Source organism: Gluconobacter japonicus (genome assembly GCF_015244665.1).
Classification (GTDB): domain Bacteria; phylum Pseudomonadota; class Alphaproteobacteria; order Acetobacterales; family Acetobacteraceae; genus Gluconobacter; species Gluconobacter japonicus.
In genome coordinates this window covers 308947-331493 of record NZ_JABCQN010000003.1, presented here as the reverse complement: position 1 = coordinate 331493, position 22547 = coordinate 308947, and the positions used below count along the sequence as shown (strand labels likewise).

The following is a 22547-nucleotide window of genomic DNA, read 5'->3' as shown; positions in this document are numbered from 1 at the left end:
ATCCTGTTGCCATGATCCTGCTCATCGACAACTACGACAGCTTCACATTCAACATCGTGCATCACTTGGGTGCATTGGGCGTTGAATGTGATGTGAGGCGCAATGATGCCCTGAGCGTCGAGGAGGCTCTTGCCCTCAAGCCCTCCGCCATTGTGATTTCGCCTGGCCCCTGCGCACCCGATGGTGCAGGTATCTGTTGTGATTTGACCCGTGCGGCGGCGGGAAAGGTTCCGGTCTTCGGTGTCTGCCTCGGCCATCAGGCAATCGGGCAGGTTTTCGGCGCGAAGGTCGTCCGGGCACCGGTTCCAATGCATGGCAAGATCAGCCCGGTTGACCATGACGACACCGGTGTTTTCGCTGGCCTCCCTAACCCGGTAAACGTCGTGCGCTATCATAGCCTGACGTTGGAGCCAGCAAGCATTCCCCCGGAACTGATCGTTAATGCGTCTACGAAGGACGGCATTATCATGGGCGTCCGTCACCGGGACTACGATGTGCATGGCGTTCAGTTTCATCCGGAGAGCATTGCCTCTACGGCAGGCCGCGAACTACTGGCGAACTTCCTGACGATCGCTGGCATTCCGCACAAGACCGTAGAGCCGGCATGACGGAGAAAGCTGACTTTCCATCTCTTCTACGTCGCGTTGCCGACGGTTCTATTCTGACCACCGACGATGCTGAAAACGCATTTTCGGCAATCATGGCAGGAGAGGTGGAACCTGCCCAGATTGCGGCCTTCCTCACAGCGCTCAAGATGCGCGGTGAAGCTGCTGATGAATTGACGGGGGCTGTTCAGGCCGTCCGCCGTTATATGACAGCGCTGCCAGATGTTCCGGCGGATACGCTGGATGTCTGCGGGACGGGCGGCGACGGACTTGGCACACTCAATGTGTCGACCGCCGTTGCGTTCGTTCTGGCAGGGCTGGGTGTTCCGGTAGCCAAGCATGGCAATCGTGCGCTTTCGTCCCGATCTGGTGCGACTGATGTTCTGGAAAAGCTTGGCATTCCGCCGATCGACGATCCGGCTTTCCAGAGTGCTCAGTTGCAGGAGAACCATCTGGCGTTCCTTGCCGCACCATTTCATCATCCGGCCATGCGCCACGCGGCTCCTGTCCGTAAGGCACTAGGATTTCGAACACTTTTCAATCTGCTTGGACCGCTCTGCAATCCGGCTCAGGTGCAGCGTCAGCTTATTGGTGTTTTTGACGCTCGCTGGTGTGAACCAGTCGTCCGGACCCTTGGCAGCCTTGGCAGCACACATGTCTGGGCTGTTCATGGCACGACGGACGAGGGCGGCAGCGATGAACTGACACTTGCCGGCTCTGCTGAAATCGTAAGCCTCGAAAACGGTACAATCAGCCGAATGACATTCGAACCGGACATCGCGGGACTGTCATTCACTCCAATTTCTGCCATCCGCGGCGGAGATTCCACTGCGAACGCAGAGGCCCTGACTGCACTCTTTGAAGGGGCGCACGGACCTTACCGTGATACCGTTCTTTTGAATGCCGCCGCTGCCCTTCATGTGGCTGGACGCGGCACTATCGTGCATAATGGCACGATTGACGCACAGGCGTTCCGTAACAATATGGCACTGGCGGCTCGTTCCATTGATAATGGGCATGCACGGACAGCCCTGGAACGGGCGCGTACTGCCATTGCCTCCCTTACCAAGACAAATGCAGGACTATCATGACCTTCATGCATCAGCGACCAGCGATGACCTATGCACCTGAAGGGGTAGAGCAGTTTCCTGACCCGGAAGTCCCGGAAACGACCACGCCACCCATCAAGGACCCTTCAGCCGAAACGACAGATAGGAGCGACGTTCTGGCTCGTATCTGCGCACGTACCCGCGTGGACGTAGAGCAGCGCTCCCAGATCATGTCACTCAAGGACATTACGCTCCGGGCGCGTGAAGTCACGACACCAACGCGCGGTTTCGGACAAGCCCTCCAGCATCTGACGGCAGACCGACAGGTCGGTCTGATTGCCGAAATCAAGAAAGCTTCCCCGTCCGCAGGTGTTCTTCGCCCGACATACGATCCTGTCGGTATTGCTCAGGCCTATCAGGCAGCGGGCGCGACCTGTCTGTCCGTTCTGACGGAAGGGTCGTGCTTTCATGGCAGCACGGACGATATTCGCGCTGTTCGTGAGGCCTGCAGCCTCCCGATTCTCCGCAAGGATTTCATTCTTGACCCATGGCAGGTGCATGAAAGCCGCCTGATCGGTGCGGACTGTATCCTCCTCATTATGGCGGCCCTGACAGAAACGCAGGCATCCGAACTCATCGGTATCGCCCGTGGTCTGGATATGGACGTTCTGGTGGAAGTGCATGACGCAGATGAACTGAACCGTGCGTTGGCTCTTGATACATCGCTGATCGGTATCAACAACCGCAATCTTCGCACGCTTAAAACAGACATTCAGACGACACTGGATCTGGCTCCCATGGTTCCCCCAGATCGCTTGGTGGTCTCTGAAAGCGGTATCAAAACGCAGGACGACCTTCTCAAGGTTGGTGAGGTAGGAGCCAGCGCCGTACTGGTTGGAGAGAGCCTCCTTCGCGAAGATGATCCGGGAGCAGCAGCCCGTCGCCTTCTTGGCTTTACCTGACATCCGGCTCTGTTGAAGGGGGCGCTTTCGCGTCTCTCTTCAACAGGGCGTTTCCGTTAAGCTTCCGGACCCTGCTTCTCCTTTCGGAGATGTAACTGGGGTCACTCTGGCCTTCGAGGCCAAGTATCGGTAAGAGCTTCCCCAGATTTGTGCATTTCCAGGAGACCGCCATGGACGAGACAACGTCCGCTTCCATCCGGAGCAACGGTCCGGCCCTTTCGCCGGAGACAATGAAGCGTGCCTACAAGGACATGCTCCTGATCCGACGTTTTGAGGAAAAGGCTGGGCAGCTCTACGGAATGGGGCTCATCGGGGGCTTCTGCCATCTTTATATCGGGCAGGAAGCTGTTGTGGTCGGCATTGGGCTGAACATGAAGCAGGGCGATAAGTCCATCACGTCCTATCGTGATCATGGCCAGATGCTGGTTGCCGGCATGACAGCCCGTGGCGTCATGGCCGAACTGACAGGTCGCTCCGGTGGCTATTCCCGCGGCAAGGGCGGCTCCATGCACATGTTCTCCCGTGAGAAGGAGTTCTACGGTGGCCACGGCATCGTCGGTGCTCAGGTTGCACTTGGAACGGGGCTGGCATTTGCCAACCATTATCGTGGCACGGACGAAGTCTCGATCGTCTATTTTGGCGAAGGTGCATCTGCGCAGGGGCAGGTTTACGAGAGCTTCAATCTCGCCGCCCTGCACAAGCTGCCCTGCATCTATGTGATCGAAAACAACCGCTACGGCATGGGGACGTCCATCGAGCGCGCCTCGGCATCCAAAGATCTTTCCCGCAATGCCGAGCCTTGGGGTATCCCCAGCCGCAAGGTTGACGGCATGGACGTTTTCGCCGTGCATCAGGCCGCTCAGGAAGCCATGGAGCATTGCCGCGCAGGTAAGGGACCATTCCTGCTGGAAATGGAAACCTATCGCTATCGCGGACACTCCATGTCCGATCCGGCGAAGTATCGTCAGCGGACCGAAGTCGAGGAAATGCGTCGCACGCGCGATCCAATCGAAAATCTGAAGGCTGAAATGCTGCGGAATGGCATTGGCGAAGACATCTTCAAAGACATTGAAACTGACGTGAAGGCCGTTGTGGCTGACGCTGTCGAATTTGCACAGACCTGCCCGGAGCCGGATGAATCCGAGCTCTGGACTGATATTCTGGTGGAGGCCTGAGTTCCATGGCATCTCTGATTCTGATGCCGGCCCTGTCGCCGACCATGACCGAAGGTACGATTGCGCGTTGGCTCCGTCAGCCGGGCGAGGCTGTAAAGTCGGGCGATGTGATCGCTGAAATTGAAACCGACAAGGCCACGATGGAAGTCGAAGCTGTTGAAGACGGCGTCTTCGGCAAGGTTCTGGTTCCCGAAGGCAGTGAGAGCGTTGCCGTCAATACACCTATCGCCGTTCTGCTTGAAGACGGTGAAGATGCGGCGGCGGCAGACAACGTAACACGTCCGGCTGATCCGGCTGCTGGCACACCTGTTGCGATTGAAACCCCATCTGCTCCTGCCATCGTTGAGGCTCCGGCCATCAAACAGGCGGAAGAGGAAAAGGACTGGGGCGAAACGAAGAACATCACTGTTCGTGAAGCGCTGCGGGATGCAATGGCCGCAGAACTTCGCCGCGACGAAGACGTCTTCCTGATGGGTGAGGAAGTTGCCCAGTATCAGGGTGCGTACAAAATCAGTCAGGGTCTTCTGGACGAATTTGGTGAAAAGCGCGTCATCGACATGCCAATCACCGAGCATGGCTTTACGGGAATGGCAGTTGGCGCAGCACTGACAGGGCTGAAGCCGATCGTTGAGTTCATGACCATGAACTTTTCTCTGCAAGCCATTGATCATATTATTAATTCTGCTGCCAAGACACTTTATATGTCCGGTGGTCAGATGGGCTGCCCCATTGTATTCCGCGGCCCTAATGGTGCCGCAGCGCGCGTGGGCGCACAGCACTCCCAGTGCTTTGCAAGCTGGTATGCTCATATCCCGGGACTGAAGGTTGTGGCTCCTTGGTCTGCCGCTGATGCGAAGGGCCTGTTGCGCGCGGCTATCCGCGACCCGAACCCGGTTGTCGTGCTGGAAAACGAAATTCTGTACGGACAGAAGTTCCCATGCCCGACGGATGAAGACTTCATCCTGCCAATTGGCAAGGCCAAGATCGAACGTGAAGGCAAGGACGTTACGCTGGTCGCGTTCTCCATCATGGTCGGCGTGGCTTTGGATGCTGCGGCAAAACTTGCCGAAGAAGGCATTGAGGCCGAAGTCATCAACCTGCGCACTCTGCGTCCGGTGGATACCGAGACCATCATCAAGAGCGTCAAAAAGACGAACCGGATTGTCTCCGTTGAGGAAGGCTGGCCGGTTGCAGGTATCGGTGCAGAAATCTGCACGGTTGCCGTTGAGCAGGCATTCGACTGGCTCGATGCACCGCCAGCCCGCGTCTGCGGCCTTGATCTGCCGCTGCCTTATGCTTCCAATCTTGAAAAACTGGCACTTCCGAAACCCGAATGGGTTGTGGAAGCAGTCCGCAAGCAGTTCGGGGACTGACCAACAATGGCAACCGATATCCTGATGCCGGCCCTGTCGCCGACAATGACCGAAGGCAAACTGGCCCGCTGGCTCAAGAATGAGGGCGATAAGGTTTCAGCCGGCGATGTGATCGCCGAAATTGAGACCGACAAGGCCACGATGGAAGTCGAGGCCGTGGACGAGGGTATTCTCGGCCGCATTCTTGTTCAGGAAGGCGTAGAGGGTGTTGCAGTCAACACACCTATCGCCATTCTGGTTGAGGAAGGCGAAGATGTACCTGACGCATCTGCGGCACAGACTCCTGCTGCCGTTGCTCCGGCCGCTGAGCCTGTTGCTGCAAATATACCTCCAGCAAGTGCCAAAGCCGCGTCGAAAGAGGAGAGCAGCGAGCGTATTTTCGTCTCCCCGCTGGCAAAACGCATGGCTAAAGACCGCGGAATTGCTCTTGGATCCCTAAACGGGACCGGCCCGAACGGTCGTATTCTGAAGCGGGATGTGGAGAAGGGCGGCAACGCTGCACCGGTCGCGCCGAAAACGACCCCTGCGACCCCGGTTGCTACCGACGGGGATATAAAGCGCGTTCCGAACTCCACAATGCGGAAGGTGATTGCGCGGCGCCTGACGGAATCAAAGACACAGGTTCCGCACTTCTATGTATCCGTGGACATCGAACTTGATGCTCTGCTGGCCCTGCGTTCGAAACTGAACGCCACGGCTGAGGACAACAGCTTCAAGATCTCCGTCAACGATATGATGATCAAGGCGGTCGGGCTCGCACTAAAGAAGCAGCCCGGTCTCAATGTTCAGTTTACCGATGCCGAAACACTGCATTTCGAGAATGTGGACATCTCGATGGCTGTCTCCATCCCGGAAGGCCTCATCACGCCGATTATCCGCAATGCGGACCAGAAATCCCTGCGTGAGATCAGCCGTGAAGCCAAGGATTTGGCCAAGCGCGCCCGTGCAGGCAAGTTGAAGCCGGAAGAATTTCAGGGCGGCACGTTCTCCATTTCGAACATGGGCATGTTTGGCGTTCGGGATTTCGCGGCGATCATCAATCCGCCGCAGGCTGGTATCCTGGCCATTGCATCAGGTGAGAAACGCGCTGTTGTGCGGGGAGACCAGCTTGCAATTGCAACCGTCATGACGGCGACACTTTCTGTTGATCATCGTGCCGTTGATGGCGCGCTTGGCGCACAGTGGCTGAACGCCCTGCGCGATATCGTACAGAACCCTTACACTCTGGTGGTCTGATCCATGTCCGATACTTTCGATCTGATCGTTGTTGGTGGCGGTCCTGGCGGTTACGTCGCAGCACTTCGGGCAAGCCAGCTCGGCATGAGCGTTGCCATCGTGGAAAGCACGCATTTTGGCGGTGTCTGCCTAAACTGGGGCTGCATTCCAACCAAAGCGCTCCTGCGGTCTGCCGAGATTCATCACCTCCTGCATGATCTGGGCACCTTCGGCTTCTCGGCCGAAAATGTGTCTTTTGATCTCCCCAAGATTGTTGCGCGATCCCGCGGTATTGCACGCCGTATGGGCGGCGGCATTGCTCATCTGCTCAAGAAAGCCAAAGTCACGACCTTTGACGGTCGGGCAAAACTGGCTGGCCGGGCAGGGGAAGCGCACAAGGTTTCCATCACCAAGGATGACGCCGAAGTGGCGGTCATCAAGTCGCCCAACGTCATTCTGGCGACTGGCGCACGTGGCCGTCAGCTTCCGGGTCTGGAGACAGATGGCAAGCTGATCTGGGGTGCGCGTGAAGCCATGACCCCGACCGAGCTTCCGAAACGCCTGCTGGTCATTGGTTCTGGTGCCATTGGTATCGAATTTGCATCCTTCTATCGCAACATGGGCAGCGAAGTGACCATTGCGGAAGTTGCGGACCGAATTCTGATTGCCGAAGACCCCGAGATCAGCGCCGCCGCTCGCAAGGCATTTGAGAAGCAGGGGATGAAGATCATCACCGGCGCAAAGGTTGGTCCGCTTCAAAAAGGTGAAAACGAGGTTTCCACCACCATTGAAAGCGCATCCGGCACGGTTGACCTGACGGTGGATCGCGTGATCTGCGCCGTTGGCATTGTTGGAAACGTTGAGGATCTTGGCCTTGAAGGGACCAAGGTTCAGGTCGATCGGACGCATATTGTCACGGATGGCTTCTGTCGCACGGCAGAGCCGGGTATCTATGCCATCGGTGACGTTGCGGGCGCTCCATGGCTTGCTCACAAGGCAAGCCATGAAGGCATTCTCTGCGTTGAAAAGATTGCCGGCCGTTCCCCACAGCCTCTGCATGCACTGAACATTCCGGGCTGCACCTATTCCCGCCCACAGATCGCTTCGGTGGGTCTGAGCGAGGAAAAGGCTATTGCCGCAGGCCACAAGGTTCGTGTCGGGCGTTTCCCATTCATGGCGAACGGTAAGGCCGTCGCGATGGGTGAGACGGAAGGCATGGTCAAGACCGTGTTTGATGCCACGACAGGGGAACTTCTGGGCGCACACATGATTGGCGCGGAAGTCACGGAAATGATCCAGGGCTATGTCATTGCCCGTACTGGTGAACTGACGGAAGCAGAACTGATCGAGACAGTGTTCCCGCATCCGACAATTTCCGAGACGATGCACGAAGCCACTCTGGCGGCCTTCGACGGTCCGCTCCATATCTGACGCCATGTCCCAGCGCATCACCATAGATCATCGTGAGATGTCTGCTCTCCGCCACCCGGAGAAGGCACATCGTCCTGACAACCCGATCCAGCGCAAGCCATCCTGGATCCGGGTAAAGGCGCCCAATCATCCCGTGTATCACGAGACACGGGCTCTGATGCGGGAGGCCAATCTGGTTACGGTCTGTGAAGAAGCAGCCTGCCCGAATATCGGGGAATGCTGGTCCCAGCGCCATGCGACCATGATGATCATGGGGGAAATCTGCACACGGGCCTGCTCGTTCTGCAATGTGACCACAGGCCTGCCCAAGGCGCTGGATACCGATGAACCGCGCCGGGTTGCCGAAGCTGTCGCGAAGCTGGGCCTGAAGCATGTTGTTATCACATCGGTTGATCGTGATGATCTTGCGGATGGCGGTGCACGTCACTTCGCGCATGTCATTCAGTCGATCCGTGCAGCCTCCCCGGAAACAACCATTGAGATCCTGACGCCTGATTTTCTTCGGAAACCAGGTGCCTTGGAGATCGTGGTGGAGGCACGGCCGGACGTTTTCAATCACAATATCGAGACTGTACCGCGTCTCTATCCCACAATTCGCCCAGGTGCGCGATACTACCAGTCGTTGCGTCTGCTGGACGGTGTGAAGAGGCTCGATCCATCCATTTTCACCAAGTCTGGCCTGATGCTGGGCCTTGGTGAGGAGAAGATGGAAGTATGGCAGGTCATGGATGATTTCAGGGTCGCCGATGTCGATTTTCTGACGTTGGGGCAGTACCTTCAGCCAAGCGTCAAGCATGCGGCTGTCGAAAAGTTTGTTACGCCGGAAGAGTTTGACGGCTATGCTGCCGCTGCCCGTTCGAAAGGATTTCTTCAGGTCAGCGCAAGCCCTCTGACGCGATCCTCCTATCATGCGGACAGCGATTTCGCGAAGCTCCAGGCCGCGCGGAACAGCCGTCTGAAAGAAAGTCTCTGATGCCGACACATGCCGAGCAACGGTTGATTGCCTACACACCGGAACAGCTTTTTGATCTGGTGGCAGATGTGGAGAAATATCCGCAGTTCTTGCCATGGTGTGTCAAAGCCGCCATCAAGTCCCAGACAGAGCAGGAACTTGTAGCAGACCTGACCATCGGTTTCGGACCTTTTCGCGAGACGTTTACCAGCCGCGTTACGCTCGAGCGTCCCTCACGTATTCGGGTCCGCTACGAAAAGGGGCCTTTCCGATATCTGAACAATGTCTGGACGTTCACGCCGGACCCACGGGGCTGTCTGGTCGATTTCTTCGTGGACTTCGAGTTTCGTTCGCGTCTGCTGCAAAATGCCATGGGCGTGGTGTTCAACGAAGGTGTTCGCCTGATGGTCTCCGCGTTCATCAAAAGAGCGCGGGATACCTATGGGGTACAGACAGCTCAGAGCCGCGCAGCTCAACAGCCAGGACTTTCCTGACCGAGAAAGAAATACCGTAATATATTATGAACTATTTGGGCCATGGGCCGTTTCAGGCCCAACCACCGAATGGTGTCATGAAAGGATTACGCAATGAAGACGCTTTCCTTCGGCGCATTTGCTCTCTCGGCTCTGATTGCTGCTGCTTCTCCTGCCATGGCCGAACATCACGGCCACCATCACAAGAAGTCTGGTGCGCATGCCCAGAAATCCGATGAAGTCTCAGCCACTGATGCCCTGAACGCACGTTCTCTCCAGCAGGCACAGACACCGGTTCAGGTCCAGCCTCCAGCACCGCCGACACCGGTTGCAACGGTTCCGACATCTGCTGTCGTTCCTACGGCTCCTGCGCCATCAGTCCCGCCAGCTTCCACAATGCCTGCGACTGCTCCAAACGACGGACAGTAAGTTTCCAATCGTTTGGCTAATAAAAAATCCCCGCTCGGCAGCGGGGATTTTTTATTTCAGACTTTCAGGATCATATCCAGAGCATGTCTCACTGTCGCTCGCCGTATATCTGAGCGGTTACCTGGGAAAACATGGCGTTCTGTAAGACTTGCCCCCTGAAAGATGGACAACCCGAAACAAACCGTTCCAACAGGCTTGGTAAGCGTTCCGCCATCAGGACCCGCAATGCCTGTAACCGAAATGGCGATCGTAGCATCCGTCGCATGCCATAATGCACCTTCCGCCATAGCCTGCGCAGTTTCCTCACTGACTGCCCCATAGCGAGACAAAATATCCTCAGGAACACCGGCGGCGCTTGTTTTAAGAGCATTGGAATACGTTACAAAGCCGCCCTCAATAAAAGCTGAAGATCCCGGGATATCTGTCAATGCCGCGCAGATCATTCCCCCTGTACAGCTTTCTACGGTGACAAGGCGCATTTTGCGGTCGGAAAGATGCTTCAGCACGGTTTCCGAAAGGGTTTGAAAGTCAGTTTCGGACATTGGTTGCACTCACCCGATAAACCATCATGTTTGCCTCGATATTCTCGATATACATCCGCGTTTCCCGGTAAGGCAGGCGCTCGATCCAATCCAGAAGCCCATCTTCCGTCAGCGGATCAGCCGGAGGATTTGCCTTGAGCCAGAGATCCACTCTGTGCGGACCTGCATTATAGGCAGCGAGTGCATAGGGAATGGTATTTTCAAACCGTGTCAGAAGCTGCGACACATATGCGTTTCCGACGGTCAGATTGGTCTGCGGATTGAGCAAGGCTGCAGCTGAAACATTGATTCCGCCGAGATGACCGCGCCGGACAACATCCTTCGCTGCTGCAGGAAGAATTTGTAGCAAACCAATGGCATGTGCACTGCTGATTGCAGAAGGGTCGAACCCACTTTCCTGCCGAATAATAGCAGGAAGGAGACCCACCGGGATTGTAGAGGCTGCAGGCCAAGGATCAGGAAACCCTTGCGGATAAAGAGCCACTCCTTTTCGAGACAGGGCATGTGCTGCAAAAACTTCAGCAGCTGGAACATTCAAACGTCCCCCCAGATCAGCGACCGCTTTCTGCCCTTCAGGTGATGGATTTGCGATCTGAAGTAGAAGAAGAAAATCTTTTGCATGCTCCAGATCGCCCGACTGTGCGAGTTCGGAGGCCGCCTCAACCAGATCCTGTCTCTGCAATACCCCCGCATTCAGAGCGGGGAGTGCTTGCAAATCCTGCAGGAGGGCATGATCGAAATCAGGTGACGACGCACCGGAGACAAGCAAGGACAGTTCTTGAGTCAGTGCAGCCTGAGCGAGCTGACCATGAAATGTCGTGGGAAAGCGTGTGGCCTGCTGGAAGGCCATCTGTGCACCACCATCGTCTTTCAGGGCTTGTCGGGCTCGCCCGGTCCAGTACCAACCTCGCGCCTGCATGGCGAGCGAGGTTGCCTGTTGCAAAGGACTGAAAAACTGCTCGGCTTTTTGCGGGTCTTCAAGCAGTCGCAAAGCGATGAAACCCGAAAGATTTTGGGCTTCCTGACGATCAATTTCGGTAAGAGGCAGTGTCGTATCCTGGGCAAGCGCATAAGCGTCCTGCGTCCGGCCTGCCAGAAGAAAAGCTCGCGCAAGATTGGCTCTTTCGCTCGACCAGTCGTGCGATGGGGCAGCAGCCTGAAGAGCATAGCCTTCCGACATCCAGAGGGCTAATGCTTCATCCAGACGATTTCCACGCCGCAGCGCCTTCAAACGATAACGGAGCAGCGTGGGGTCTGACCGATCACGAGATGAAAGAGTATTGAAAGCCGTGTCGGCATCTGGAGACGCTGCACGCTCGGCGAGGCGGGCCTCCGCTAATGCCTGCCGATCCGCAGGAAGGCGATCAACCTGGCGACTTGCAGCCGAAATTTGTCCGGAGCTTTCAAGACGCTCATAGCGGCGCCACTGGTCCTCTGGGGTAAAAGTCGCACCGTAAAGGCTAAGAAGAGAAACTTCCTCCTGCGCATTACCAGCGCCAGAAATCCAAAGATTACGGGCCTTTGCAGCGGCATCCGACACATGGTCGGAGCATGCCAGAAATGCTGCCACCATTGTCAGCGGCAATGTTGGGCAAAGCCGGTCAAGCATTGCCGGATCGGATGTGTGGGCGAGGGCGGTCTGGTAACGCCACATCATTTTTGCCCGCTGCGGCCAAGTCGGCGTCTGCACCAGAAATACCTGATAGGTCTCTGCAGGGAGATTACCTGCGCCAGGTGACACCAGCTGAAGCCACTGGACGAGCCTGTCCCGGACAGGGGGCGTTACGTTCGGAACAGGCGCTGCGGCTCCCATAAAAAGAGCCGCAGCCAGCAGAACGGGACGTTTAGCTCGGCAGCACAACATGATGCCAGATTTCTCCTCCGCCGCGGATGATGAGTTCAATCGCCACGGCCAGCACAACAAGCAGACCACACCAGGCGATCCAGCGATAACGGGCAAGGAGCCCTGCAATGAACGACGCCGCAATTCCCATCAGCAATACGGAAAAAGCCAGGCCGCCAACGAGAATCCAAGGGTGTCCGACAGCAGCCCCTGCAACCGCAAGAACATTGTCCAGGCTCATGGAAAGATCGGCCACGATAATCTTGAGAATGGCAGGCCCCAGTCGGGACGGAGCATCCACTTCCGCTTCGGCATCGCTGTGACGAAGTTCCCGGTACATCTTCCAGCAGACCCACAGAAGCAGGCAACCACCGGCGAGTGTCAGGCCGATAACCGCCAGAAGGCGTGCGGCAACAAGGGCTAATCCCACACGCAGGAGAGCTGCAAAAGCTGTCCCGATCAGGATGGCAAGCCGTCTCTGACGCCCCTGGAGACTACGCACCGCCATCCCGATGACAACCGCGTTGTCTCCGGCAAGGGTAATGTCAATCAGCGTTACCTGCGCGAGCGCGATCAGGGCGTGGGTCAGGGTATCGGGCGTCAAAGGGTCATTTCTTCCAAAAGGGGTCCGTGCAATCTCTTCGTATTTGGTCTAAGCAGCCCTCGTAAAGCCCCACTCGCTTCCGGAGTTCTCATGGTTCCGCGTTACAGCCGCCCCCAGATGACCGCGATCTGGTCGCCCGCCAACCGTTACCGGATCTGGTTCGAAATCGAAGCTCTGGCCTGTGAAGCCATGGCTCAACAGGGCGCTATGCCTGTCGAATCAGCCAAAACCATCCGTGAGAAGGGGGATGCTGCCATGGCTGCATTCTCCGATGCTGATCTGGCCCGAATTGACGAGATCGAGGCTGAAACGCGCCATGACGTGATTGCGTTCCTGACCTGGCTTGCGGAAAAAGTTGGTCCGGACAGCCGCTTCGTTCATCTGGGCATGACGTCTTCCGACGTGCTGGACACATGTTTGTCTGTTCAGATGACTCAGGCCGCCGATCTTCTTCTGGAAGATCTGAATCGCGTTCTGGAAGCCCTCAAGACACGCGCCTATGAGCACAAGCTGACTGTCACGATCGGCCGCAGCCACGCCATCCATGCAGAGCCAACGAGCTTCGGCCTGAAGCTGGCTGGTCATTACGCTGAATTTGCCCGCAACAAAGAGCGCCTGCTTCAGGCTCGCAAGGAAATCGCGGTCTGCGCCATTTCTGGCGCCGTTGGCACCTACGCGCATATCGACCCGGCTGTTGAAGAATATGTCGCCGACAAGCTCGGGCTTGTCGCAGAGAGCGTCTCCACGCAGGTCATCCCGCGTGACCGCCACGCTGCATTCTTCTGCACGCTTGGCGTCATTGCAAGTGGCATTGAGCGTCTGGCCGTTGAAGTACGTCACCTCCAGCGTTCGGAAGTCCGGGAAGCGGAAGAGTTTTTCCACAAGGGGCAGAAGGGCAGCTCCGCGATGCCGCATAAGCGGAATCCGGTTCTTTCCGAGAACCTGACTGGCCTTGCCCGCCTGATCCGCTCGCACGTCGTTCCAGCCCTTGAGAACGTGGCACTGTGGCATGAGCGGGACATCAGCCATTCTTCCGTGGAGCGTAACATCTGCCCGGACGGGACGATCGGGCTTGATTTCGCGCTGATCCGTCTGGCTGGCATGATGGAAAAGCTGGTGATCTATCCGGATCAGATGATCGCCAACATGGAAAGCCTTGGTGGCGTGGTCCATTCCGGCGAAGTTCTGTTGGTTCTGGCCCGTGCCGGGATTTCCCGTGAAGACGCCTACCGGATCGTGCAGCGCAACGCCATGGAGACCTGGACGAAGCTGGGTAAGCCGGGCTTCCGCACGTTCCGCGAAAATCTGGAGGCAGACCCGGAAGTGTCAGGTCGTGTGAGTGCCGAGGTTCTGGATCGCGCTTTCGATCCGGCACAGCATCTCAAGCAGATTGATCGTATCTACAGCCGCGTTTTCGGCTAATCTGGACAAACTTGGGCGGGAATAGTTTTCCCGCACTCTCGCGGTTCCGGTTCCGCAATGCTATGGAACCGGAAAACCGTCGCTGGACCAGCCGTTTCCGCATCCCTGTGAACCGGGACGGCGCAACGCAGTAAGGATTGCTCATGGCCCGCCGCCGCCAGCTTTACGAAGGCAAAGCCAAGGTTCTTTTTGAAGGACCAGAGCCCGGAACACTCGTGCAGTATTTTAAGGATGACGCCACCGCCGGAAACGGTGCGAAAAGTGGCATCATCACGGGGAAGGGTGTGCTGAACAACCGCATCAGCGAACACCTGATGATGAAGTTGCACGACATCAACATCCCCACGCACTTCATCCGCCGTCTGAACATGCGCGAGCAGCTGATCCGGGAAGTCGAGATCATCCCGTTGGAAGTTGTGGTCCGCAATGTCGCGGCCGGTTCCATCGCCAAGCGTCTGGGCATTCCCGAAGGAACGCGCCTGCCACGCACCATCATCGAATATTATTACAAGAATGATTCCCTGGGAGACCCAATGGTCTCGGAGGAGCATATCGCCGCGTTCGACTGGGCCTCGCCGCAGGACCTGGATGATATGAACACACTGGCACTCCGGACCAATGATTTCCTGATGGGAATTTTCATGGGTGTCGGCATTACGCTCGTTGATTTCAAGCTGGAATTCGGCCGTTTGTGGGAAGGCGAGGAGATGCGGATCATCGTCGCTGACGAGATCTCTCCAGACAACTGCCGCCTGTGGGACGCCAAAACCAGCGAGAAGATGGACAAGGACCGGTTCCGCAGGGACATGGGCCGCGTCGAAGAGGCTTATCAGGAAGTCGCACGGCGTCTCGGGATTCTTCCCGAAGCCAGCAATGGAGACCTCAAGGGTCCGGAGGCAGTACAGTGAAGATCCGCGTTTTTGTTTCCCTGAAAGACGGCGTTCTTGATCCTCAGGGCAAGGCTGTTGGCCATGCACTTGAGTCTCTTGGCTTCAAAGGTATCGGCGAAGTCCGTGTGAACCGCGTTGTCGAACTGGACGTCCCTGCAACGGACAAGGCCGAGGCGATCCAGCAGGGTGAAGCCATGGCCCGCGCTCTTCTGGCCAATGAAGTGATCGAGGATTTCAGCGTCGAGGTGGCAGCATGAAGCTCTTCTCCGCAGCCCTTCTGGCAACCGGCCTTTTGGTTGCAACTGCCGTTCCGGCTCACGCACAACGCGTCTCCAAGGTCTCCGGCAAGGCTCTGGGCAATATGTGCTCGGCCAACAAGTCCACTGCTCTGTGCGATGCCTATCTCGCTGGCGTGATGGACAGCGAAGTCTGGGCCAAGAAATACGACAGCTATGCCGATGATGCCGGCGCCCCGGTGTCGTTCTGCGTTCCGACGAGTGAGACCACCACGCAGGTTCGTGGCAAGCTGATTTCATGGCTGCACGCGCACACTGATGCCCTGACGCAGCCTGGTGGAAAGGCCGTTTATCGTGCTCTGCACGAGGCTTATCCGTGCCATGCCGCAGCATCGGCTCCAGCGGAGGGCCAGAAATGAAGGCAGGTATCGTCGTATTTCCCGGCACGAACCGGGAGCGCGACATGGTGCATGCCCTGAAACTGGTCTCTGGTCAGACCCCGAAAATGATCTGGCATCGTGAGACATCTCTCGGTGATCTGGATCTCGTGGTTCTGCCGGGTGGCTTCAGCTTTGGGGATTATCTGCGCAGTGGCGCCATGGCGGCTCATTCCCCCATCCTGCGCGAGGTCAAAGCCTTCGCCGAGAAGGGCGGTCACGTTCTGGGTGTGTGCAATGGCTTCCAGATCCTGACGGAAGCCCATCTTCTGCCGGGTGCGCTGCTTCGGAATGCCGGTCTGCGGTTCCTGTCACAGGACTGCCATCTGAAGGTCGAGAACGCATCGTCTCCCTTCACGCAGGGCTGGTCTTCCGACGATGTTTTCCGCGCGCCTCTGGCGCATGGGGACGGCAACTACACCGCTTCTGACGAAACGCTTGCACGTCTCGAAGGTGAGGGCCGTGTGGCGTTTCGCTACTGTGGTGCCAAAGGCGAGGTTTCGCATGATGACCGCCATGTGAACCCAAATGGCAGCGCTCGTTCCATCGCCGGCATCCTGAGCGAAAACGGCCGTGTCTGCGGTCTGATGCCGCACCCGGAAAACCTGACTGACCCGGAAATCGGTGACACCGATGGTGTGCCGCTCTTCAAAGGCCTTGTGGAGGCTCTCGTCGGATGAGTGTGACAATCGACGCCAAACTGGCTCAGTCCTTCGGTCTGACGGTCGAGGAATATGAGAAGGTCCTGACCATCATGGGCCGGACCCCGAGCTTTACGGAGCTTGGGATTTTCTCGGTCATGTGGTCGGAGCACTGCTCCTACAAATCCTCCCGCATCCATCTCAAGACGCTGCCAACCAAGGCTCCGTGGGTTATCCATGGGCCGGGCGAAAACGCAGGTGTTGTGGATATTGGCGAGGGTCTGGCTGCTGTCTTCAAGATGGAGAGCCACAACCACCCGTCTTTCATAGAGCCCTATCAGGGCGCTGCGACCGGCGTGGGTGGCATCCTGCGTGACGTTTTCACCATGGGCGCCCGTCCGGTCGCCAATCTGAATGCCTTGCGTTTCGGTGATCCGAAAACACCGGGAACGCGCCGTATTGTTGACGGCGTGGTTCGCGGCGTTGGTGGCTACGGCAACTGCGTAGGCGTTCCGACGGTCGGCGGCGAAGTCAACTTTCACAAGGCTTATGACGGCAATCCGCTCGTCAACGCCATGACGGTTGGCGTGGCCAAGCAGGACAAGATCTTCCTGTCTGCAGCTGCTGGTGTGGGCAATCCGGTCGTTTATGTCGGCTCCAAGACGGGCCGTGATGGCATTCATGGTGCCACCATGTCGTCCGCCGAGTTCGACGAGGAGGCCGCATCCAAGCGCCCGACCGTGCAGGTCGGAGACCCGTTCATCGAGAAGCTTCTGATTGAAGCCTGTCTCGAACTGATGGCAACCGATGCGATCGTCGCCATTCAGGACATGGGCGCTGCCGGCCTGACGTCTTCTGCCGTTGAAATGGCGGGCAAGGGTGGCGTCGGCATTGAGATGGATCTTGATGCGGTTCCGCAGCGCGAGCCCAACATGTCCGCCTATGAGATGATGCTGTCTGAGAGCCAGGAGCGGATGCTTATGGTTCTCAAGCCGGAAAGCACCGAACAGGCGCGCGCCATCTTCGAAAAGTGGGAGCTGGATTTCGCTGTTGTCGGGCATCTGACCGATACCGGACGAATCACGGTCAAGCACAAAGGCGTGATCGAAGCTGACATCGAACTGGCACCGCTGGCCGATGAAGCTCCGATCTATAACCGCCCGACTGTGCCGCTGGAAAAACCACGCCACATTCAGCCTCCGGCTGATCCAGTGGGTGTGGAACATGCTCTTCTGACGCTGATTGGTTGCCCGGATCTGGCCTCCCGCGCCTGGGTCTGGAACCAGTATGATGGGTCTGTCGGCGGCAATACGGCGCGTCGTCCTGGTGCGGCTGATGCTGCTGTTGTTCGCGTGGAAGGCACCCGTCTGGGTCTCGCCCTCACGACTGATTGCACACCGCGGTATTGTCAGGCGGATCCGAAAATTGGCGGGGCGCAGGCTGTTGCCGAAGCATGGCGCAACATCACGGCAACAGGTGCGAAGCCGCTTGCCGTGACGGACAACCTGAACTTCGGCAATCCGGAACGTCCGGAAATCATGGCGCAGTTCGCAGAAGCCATCAAAGGCATGGGCGATGCGTGCCGCGCGCTCGATTTCCCGGTTGTGAGTGGCAACGTCTCGCTCTATAACGAGACGCGCTCTCCGACAGGTCTGGCTCAGGCCATTCTTCCGACGCCGGCTATTGGTGCGCTTGGTGTACTGGCAGATGCCTCACGCTCGATTGGACTTGCCATGCCTGATGCGCACGGTCTTGTCCTGATTGGTGAAATCCGTGGCGAACTGGGTCAGTCCCTGTGGCTGCGTGAAATCTGCCACCGGGAAGAGGGCGCTCCACCTCATGTTGATCTCGTGGCCGAACGCCGGAATGGCGATTTTGTCCGCGGTCAGATCGAAGCCGGTGCTGTGACAGCCTGTCATGACATCGCAGATGGCGGCCTTCTGGTCACGATTGCCGAAATGGTCATGGCTGGGGACGTTGGCTGTACGCTGAATCCGCCTCCGTCCAATCTTCCTCTGCATGCGTTCTGGTTTGGTGAAGATCAGGCCTGCTATGTCGTGGCAACACCAGATGCCCAGAAGCTTATTGCCGCGGCTGAAAAAGCTCATGTTCCGGCACGCAAGCTGGGTCGCTCTGGCGGCACGTCACTGAACCTTGCTGACGGGATTTCCTTGGAAGCCAGCAGGCTGCGCAAGATCAACGCTGCCTTTTTCCCGAAATTCATGGGTGAGGAGGTGTGAATTATGCCGATGAGTGCCGCTGAAATCGAACGCACGATTCTCGCAGCGATCCCGGATGCTGAAATTACGATCCAGGACCTGGCTGGAGACGGCGATCATTATGCCTGCACGGTCGTCAGTGAAGCCTTTCAGGGGCTTTCGCGTGTACGACAGCACAAACTGGTTTATGATGCGTTCGGAAGCCGAATGGGCACAGAGCTTCACGCAATGGCTCTCAAAACCCTGACCCCTTGAACTGCGAGGGAATCATTCCCTTCTGAAGTGACTGCTGACAGTGGGAGAGGGGTTGCCCCCCTCTCTTCTGCCCATAAGAGGAAAACCTAATGTCCGAGACCGTGTTCCAGCACATCCAGAACCTGATCGACGCAAACCCGGTCATGTTGTTCATGAAGGGTGACAAGCTCTTCCCACAGTGCGGCTTCTCTGCACGCGTTGTGCAGATCCTGACGCATCTTGGTGTTCCGTTCGAGACCTGCAACATTCTTGAAAGCGCTGAACTCCGTCAGGGCATCAAGGATTTCTCCCAGTGGCCGACCGTTCCTCAGCTCTACGTCAAGGGTGAGTTCGTCGGTGGCTGCGATATCGTCACGGACATGTACCAGAGCGGCGAACTTGAAACGCTGCTGACTGAAAAGGGAATCGCTACGGCAAATGCCTGATTTGTTAATTCCGGCCTGTAAAATGGCCGGAATTCAACGCTCTGCAAGGTCTGCGACCGCCACAATTCAGCCATGTTGCGCCCAAAAATGGCAAGACCTTGATTTTTTCTAAAACTTACCCAAACGGGGTTGTCGAACTCTGCGTTTACGTCATACGGTGAACTCATCAGAACAGGGATGGGATCACATCAATGGCGCGACAGTGGGCTGGCCGAATTGCTCTCGGCATTATGGGAGTTGGACTTTGCATGGGAGCCGGAAAAGCTCATGCCCGTGCAGCCATTACCGATTTTGAAGCCAGCAAGCTGACATTCGACGCTCTGACGGCCACGCCAGTCTATCACCGCCCTGTTGTTCATTTCGTTCGTCACTCTGCAAGCCATTCCATGGCATGGAGCGGGCATCGCGCTGTGATCCGGAACGTGGCTTACCGTCCGCACGCTTCTGTTGCGACGGCAGCTCATCGTCATACACGTAGCCGCCGTACCTGATCTTTATGTGAGGCGTAGCGCATCCATGATGCGTCTCGCCTGTCCCGTGCGATCGACGACAATAACGTCGAATCGCGTATTGGGACGACACCATTCGGGTCTGGTTTCCAGAATATAACCGAATGACGCCATCAGGCGTTCTGCCTGACGAGGAGCCAGAGCCTCTGCGCCATCTCGAAGCGTAGAGCGGCTTTTGACTTCCACCCCAATGATCCAGTTCTCATCCGCGACCAGAAGATCAATCTCGCCATAGGGTGTTCTGAGCCTCTGAGCCAGAATGTCCAGCCCTGCCTCCACCATATGGCGTTTAGCGATCTCCTCGGCGTTCAGGCCACCGTAATATGCCTGAACGCCTTTCGCGCGACGGTTAATCAGTGCTCTTCTTTCAGAAGGCGGGCAGCATCAATCGCAAAATACGTCAGGATGCCGTTACAGCCAGCACGCTTGAAAGCGATCAGACTTTCCATGATGGTACGATCCCGCTCAAGCCAGCCATTCTGAATAGCGCCAGCCAACATCGCGTATTCACCTGACACCTGGTAGGCAAAGGTCGGCACCGAGAAACGGTCACGAATACGGCGAATAATGTCCAGATAGGGCATTCCCGGCTTGACCATAATCATATCGGCTCCTTCACGAATATCCTGCTCAACTTCACGCAGAGCTTCATCCGAATTGGCCGGATCCATCTGGTAGGTTTTCTTGTCACCCGTCAGAAGGCCACCCGATCCCAGCGCATCACGGAAAGGACCGTAGAAAGCGGAAGCATATTTTGCCGTGTAGGCCATGATGCGGACGGTCTCGAAGCCGTTGGCATCAAGCGTCTCGCGGATTGCCTGCACACGACCATCCATCATGTCAGACGGCGCAATAATATCGTTTCCAGCGCGCGCCTGATTGAGCGCCTGCTGACGCAGGATCTCAACAGACTCGTCATTAAGGATACGGCCATCCTTGATAACGCCGTCATGGCCATGATCCGTATAGGGATCGAGCGCCACGTCACCAATAACACCAAGCTCTGGAAAGGCTTCCTTGATGACGCGCGACGCGCGGCACATCAGATTGTCCGGGTTCAGAGCTTCGGTACCCGTTGCATCACGCAGTTCAACTGGCGTGATCGGGAAAATGGCAACCGCCGGAATGCCGAATTCAACAGCCGGGCGGACATGCTCCACTAGGTTGTCGAGGCTGACGCGCTCAACACCGGGCATGGAAGACACTTTCTGGCGCTGGTTTTCGCCTTCACAAACAAAAATCGGCCAGATCAGGTCATCGACGTGCAGTCGATTTTCCTGAACCAGCCGACGTGTAAAGGCATCGTGGCGATTACGCCGCGGGCGGAAGAGGGGGAATGATGCGTTCGTCATGCCCCCAATCATGCTCCTATATTTTTGATCTGGAAAGCAGGCTGTGACGTACTCCGTAACAGAAATAGATCGCCAGCCCGATTGCAAGCCATACAACCAGCCTGACCCAGGTCAGCAGGTCCAGAGACACCATGACCGCACCGCAGGACAGCACGCCCAGAACCGGAATGATCGGGCCACCTGGCACACGGAAGAGACGTGGCGCCTGAGGCTCCCGCATCCGCAAAAGTGGAACACCAACGCAGACGATGATGAATGCAAGGAGGGTTCCAATGGATGTCATGTTGCCCAATTCACTAATAGGCAACACGGCTGTCAGAACACTTGTGAGCGCAGCAAAACAGAGATGGGACGTCCACGGCGTATGAGTGCCTGTGTTCAGCTTCGCAAAAACTTTCGGAAGCAGGCCGTCATGTGACATCGCCAGAAATACGCGTGCCTGTCCTAGAAGCAGTCCAAAGAGAACAGAAACATACCCGACAGTAATTCCCAGCTTCACAAGACTGGCGAGCCAGGGCGCACCCGCAGCATCGATCGCTGTTGCAACCGGGCTTGGATCATTCGCCATGCCTTTATAGTTCACAACGCCTGTCAGAACTGCCGAGAACACAGCATAGACAACACCACAGATCAGCAGGCTTCCTATAATCCCCACGGGAATGTCCCGAGCCGGGTTTTTGCTGTCCTGCGCGGTGGTGGAGACGATATCGAATCCCAGATAGGCAAAGAAGGCCATCCCCGCGGCACGCATCACGCCAGAGAAGCCAAAATGCCCGAAGGTGCCATCATTCGGTGGGATATAAGGATGGTAATTGGCCAGCTTGATATGCGGGATGCAGAATACCAGTACCAACGCGATGACTGTCAGCTTTATCACCACGATGGCATTGTTCACGGCAGCGGACTGGCTGACACCGCGCATCAGCAACGCCGTCACGACCCAGATGGCCAGAACCGCCGGGAAATTGAACCAGGAGCTGACGACTGACCCGTCCGAAAGTGTCACGGGCGTCATGGGCGTAGCCAGAAGCCTCGGATCAATCGTGATTCCCCAACCCGAGAGCAAGGAGGCCACATAGCCGGACCAGCTTGAGGCGACAGCAGCAGCCCCCACTGTATATTCCAGCACAAGATCCCAGCCGATGATCCATGCGATCAACTCCCCCATGGATGCATAGGCATAAGAATACGCCGACCCGCCTGACGGGATCATACCAGCCAGTTCGCCGTAACAGAGGCCGGCAAAGCCACAGGCGAGGGCAGCAATAAGATAGGACAGCGTGACGGCAGGGCCTGCATTTTGGCCTGCTGCAACGCCTGTCAGCGAGAACAGACCAGCACCAATGGTCACACCGACGCCAAGTGCGATGAGATGCCAGGGGCCAAGAACACGTTTCAGGCCTGTATTGTCAGACGCAGCGGAAGACACAGGCTTGGTCCGCCAGAGCGGATTGGTCATGAAAGATCCTCGTTGGAAATACGGATTGTTTTTGCCGACGCGCGCATTC

25 protein-coding genes are annotated in these 22547 nt (G+C 57.0%); 19 read left to right on the top strand and 6 right to left on the bottom strand.

Annotation, left to right across the window (positions count from 1 at the left end):
- Positions 1-11: 11 nt before the first annotated feature.
- The 10 genes from HKD32_RS08010 to HKD32_RS07965 all read left to right on the top strand — a co-directional run bounded on the left by HKD32_RS08010 (position 12) and on the right by HKD32_RS07965 (position 9664).
- Positions 12-608: an anthranilate synthase component II gene (locus tag HKD32_RS08010; RefSeq protein WP_194257822.1), complete on the top strand. Its 597-nt coding sequence runs from the start codon at positions 12-14 to the stop codon at positions 606-608.
- Positions 605-1696, top strand: coding sequence for an anthranilate phosphoribosyltransferase (gene trpD / locus HKD32_RS08005; protein ID WP_194257821.1), 1092 nt, complete (start codon positions 605-607; stop codon positions 1694-1696). The genes HKD32_RS08010 and trpD overlap by 4 nt, the downstream gene beginning before the upstream one ends.
- Complete coding sequence (trpC, locus tag HKD32_RS08000; RefSeq protein ID WP_061932957.1) at positions 1693-2616, top strand: indole-3-glycerol phosphate synthase TrpC; 924 nt, start codon at positions 1693-1695, stop codon at positions 2614-2616. Before trpD ends, trpC begins: the two co-directional genes overlap by 4 nt.
- Before the next feature lie 170 nt (positions 2617-2786).
- Positions 2787-3791 (top strand): pyruvate dehydrogenase (acetyl-transferring) E1 component subunit alpha, encoded by a 1005-nt coding sequence (gene pdhA, locus HKD32_RS07995; RefSeq protein ID WP_010501745.1) that lies wholly within the window; start codon positions 2787-2789, stop codon positions 3789-3791.
- Positions 3792-3796: 5 nt separating this feature from the next.
- Positions 3797-5164 (top strand): pyruvate dehydrogenase complex E1 component subunit beta, encoded by a 1368-nt coding sequence (locus HKD32_RS07990; RefSeq protein WP_061932961.1) that lies wholly within the window; start codon positions 3797-3799, stop codon positions 5162-5164.
- A gap of 6 nt (positions 5165-5170) precedes the next feature.
- Positions 5171-6400 carry a pyruvate dehydrogenase complex dihydrolipoamide acetyltransferase gene (locus HKD32_RS07985; RefSeq protein ID WP_061932964.1) on the top strand — a complete coding sequence of 410 codons (1230 nt, stop codon included), beginning with the start codon at positions 5171-5173 and terminating at the stop codon, positions 6398-6400.
- A 3-nt stretch (positions 6401-6403) separates the two neighbouring features.
- The gene (gene lpdA / locus HKD32_RS07980) at positions 6404-7810 is read left to right on the top strand and encodes a dihydrolipoyl dehydrogenase (protein WP_061932967.1); all 1407 of its coding nucleotides are present in this window, start codon (positions 6404-6406) and stop codon (positions 7808-7810) included.
- A gap of 4 nt (positions 7811-7814) precedes the next feature.
- Positions 7815-8783, top strand: a complete 969-nt coding sequence (gene lipA / locus HKD32_RS07975) for a lipoyl synthase (protein ID WP_010501738.1) — start codon at positions 7815-7817, stop codon at positions 8781-8783.
- Positions 8783-9256 carry a type II toxin-antitoxin system RatA family toxin gene (locus HKD32_RS07970; protein ID WP_010501735.1) on the top strand — a complete coding sequence of 158 codons (474 nt, stop codon included), beginning with the start codon at positions 8783-8785 and terminating at the stop codon, positions 9254-9256. The genes lipA and HKD32_RS07970 overlap by 1 nt, the downstream gene beginning before the upstream one ends.
- A 93-nt stretch (positions 9257-9349) precedes the next feature.
- Entirely contained in the window at positions 9350-9664 is a 315-nt protein-coding gene (locus tag HKD32_RS07965; RefSeq protein WP_010501734.1) for a hypothetical protein, read from the top strand.
- 56 nt (positions 9665-9720) lie between these two features.
- On the opposite strand, the gene HKD32_RS07960 is transcribed toward HKD32_RS07965, so the two are convergent.
- The 3 genes from HKD32_RS07960 to HKD32_RS07950 are packed head-to-tail and all read right to left on the bottom strand — an operon-like array spanning position 9721 to position 12653.
- On the bottom strand, positions 9721-10206 hold the full coding sequence (locus tag HKD32_RS07960; RefSeq protein WP_010501733.1) for a CinA family protein: 486 nt from the start codon (positions 10204-10206) through the stop codon (positions 9721-9723).
- Positions 10193-12070, bottom strand: a complete 1878-nt coding sequence (locus HKD32_RS07955; protein ID WP_194257820.1) for a transglycosylase SLT domain-containing protein — start codon at positions 12068-12070, stop codon at positions 10193-10195. Before HKD32_RS07955 ends, HKD32_RS07960 begins: the two co-directional genes overlap by 14 nt.
- The gene (locus HKD32_RS07950; RefSeq protein ID WP_010501731.1) at positions 12051-12653 is read right to left on the bottom strand and encodes a YjbE family putative metal transport protein; all 603 of its coding nucleotides are present in this window, start codon (positions 12651-12653) and stop codon (positions 12051-12053) included. Before HKD32_RS07950 ends, HKD32_RS07955 begins: the two co-directional genes overlap by 20 nt.
- Positions 12654-12743: 90 nt before the next feature.
- On the opposite strand from HKD32_RS07950, the gene purB reads away from it, so the two are divergent.
- From purB to HKD32_RS07905, 9 genes are all read left to right on the top strand, one after another.
- Positions 12744-14075, top strand: coding sequence for an adenylosuccinate lyase (purB, locus tag HKD32_RS07945; protein ID WP_061932971.1), 1332 nt, complete (start codon positions 12744-12746; stop codon positions 14073-14075).
- A 143-nt stretch (positions 14076-14218) separates the two neighbouring features.
- A complete protein-coding gene (gene purC / locus HKD32_RS07940) occupies positions 14219-14983 on the top strand; it encodes a phosphoribosylaminoimidazolesuccinocarboxamide synthase (protein ID WP_010501729.1) in 765 nt (254 codons plus the stop codon).
- Complete coding sequence (gene purS, locus HKD32_RS07935; RefSeq protein WP_061932973.1) at positions 14980-15222, top strand: phosphoribosylformylglycinamidine synthase subunit PurS; 243 nt, start codon at positions 14980-14982, stop codon at positions 15220-15222. Before purC ends, purS begins: the two co-directional genes overlap by 4 nt.
- Complete coding sequence (locus tag HKD32_RS07930) at positions 15219-15620, top strand: Rap1a/Tai family immunity protein (RefSeq protein WP_061932975.1); 402 nt, start codon at positions 15219-15221, stop codon at positions 15618-15620. Before purS ends, HKD32_RS07930 begins: the two co-directional genes overlap by 4 nt.
- Positions 15617-16318 (top strand): phosphoribosylformylglycinamidine synthase subunit PurQ, encoded by a 702-nt coding sequence (purQ, locus tag HKD32_RS07925; RefSeq protein WP_061932977.1) that lies wholly within the window; start codon positions 15617-15619, stop codon positions 16316-16318. Before HKD32_RS07930 ends, purQ begins: the two co-directional genes overlap by 4 nt.
- Positions 16315-18519: a phosphoribosylformylglycinamidine synthase subunit PurL gene (gene purL / locus HKD32_RS07920; protein ID WP_061932979.1), complete on the top strand. Its 2205-nt coding sequence runs from the start codon at positions 16315-16317 to the stop codon at positions 18517-18519. The genes purQ and purL overlap by 4 nt, the downstream gene beginning before the upstream one ends.
- A 3-nt stretch (positions 18520-18522) precedes the next feature.
- Positions 18523-18753 carry a BolA family protein gene (locus HKD32_RS07915; protein WP_023942351.1) on the top strand — a complete coding sequence of 77 codons (231 nt, stop codon included), beginning with the start codon at positions 18523-18525 and terminating at the stop codon, positions 18751-18753.
- An 89-nt stretch (positions 18754-18842) separates the two neighbouring features.
- Positions 18843-19178: a Grx4 family monothiol glutaredoxin gene (gene grxD / locus HKD32_RS07910; RefSeq protein WP_007281919.1), complete on the top strand. Its 336-nt coding sequence runs from the start codon at positions 18843-18845 to the stop codon at positions 19176-19178.
- Between the two features lie 191 nt (positions 19179-19369).
- Entirely contained in the window at positions 19370-19669 is a 300-nt protein-coding gene (locus HKD32_RS07905; protein ID WP_061932981.1) for a hypothetical protein, read from the top strand.
- 3 nt (positions 19670-19672) lie between these two features.
- Here the strand turns inward: HKD32_RS07905 and HKD32_RS07900 are convergent, their stop codons facing one another.
- From HKD32_RS07900 to HKD32_RS07890, 3 genes are read right to left on the bottom strand one after another with little or no spacing between them, the layout of a single operon-like run.
- Positions 19673-19984: a YraN family protein gene (locus HKD32_RS07900; protein ID WP_268761860.1), complete on the bottom strand. Its 312-nt coding sequence runs from the start codon at positions 19982-19984 to the stop codon at positions 19673-19675.
- A gap of 56 nt (positions 19985-20040) precedes the next feature.
- Complete coding sequence (gene hemB, locus HKD32_RS07895; RefSeq protein WP_061933352.1) at positions 20041-21039, bottom strand: porphobilinogen synthase; 999 nt, start codon at positions 21037-21039, stop codon at positions 20041-20043.
- Positions 21040-21055: 16 nt separating this feature from the next.
- Complete coding sequence (locus HKD32_RS07890) at positions 21056-22498, bottom strand: APC family permease (protein ID WP_194257819.1); 1443 nt, start codon at positions 22496-22498, stop codon at positions 21056-21058.
- Positions 22499-22547: the final 49 nt, after the last annotated feature.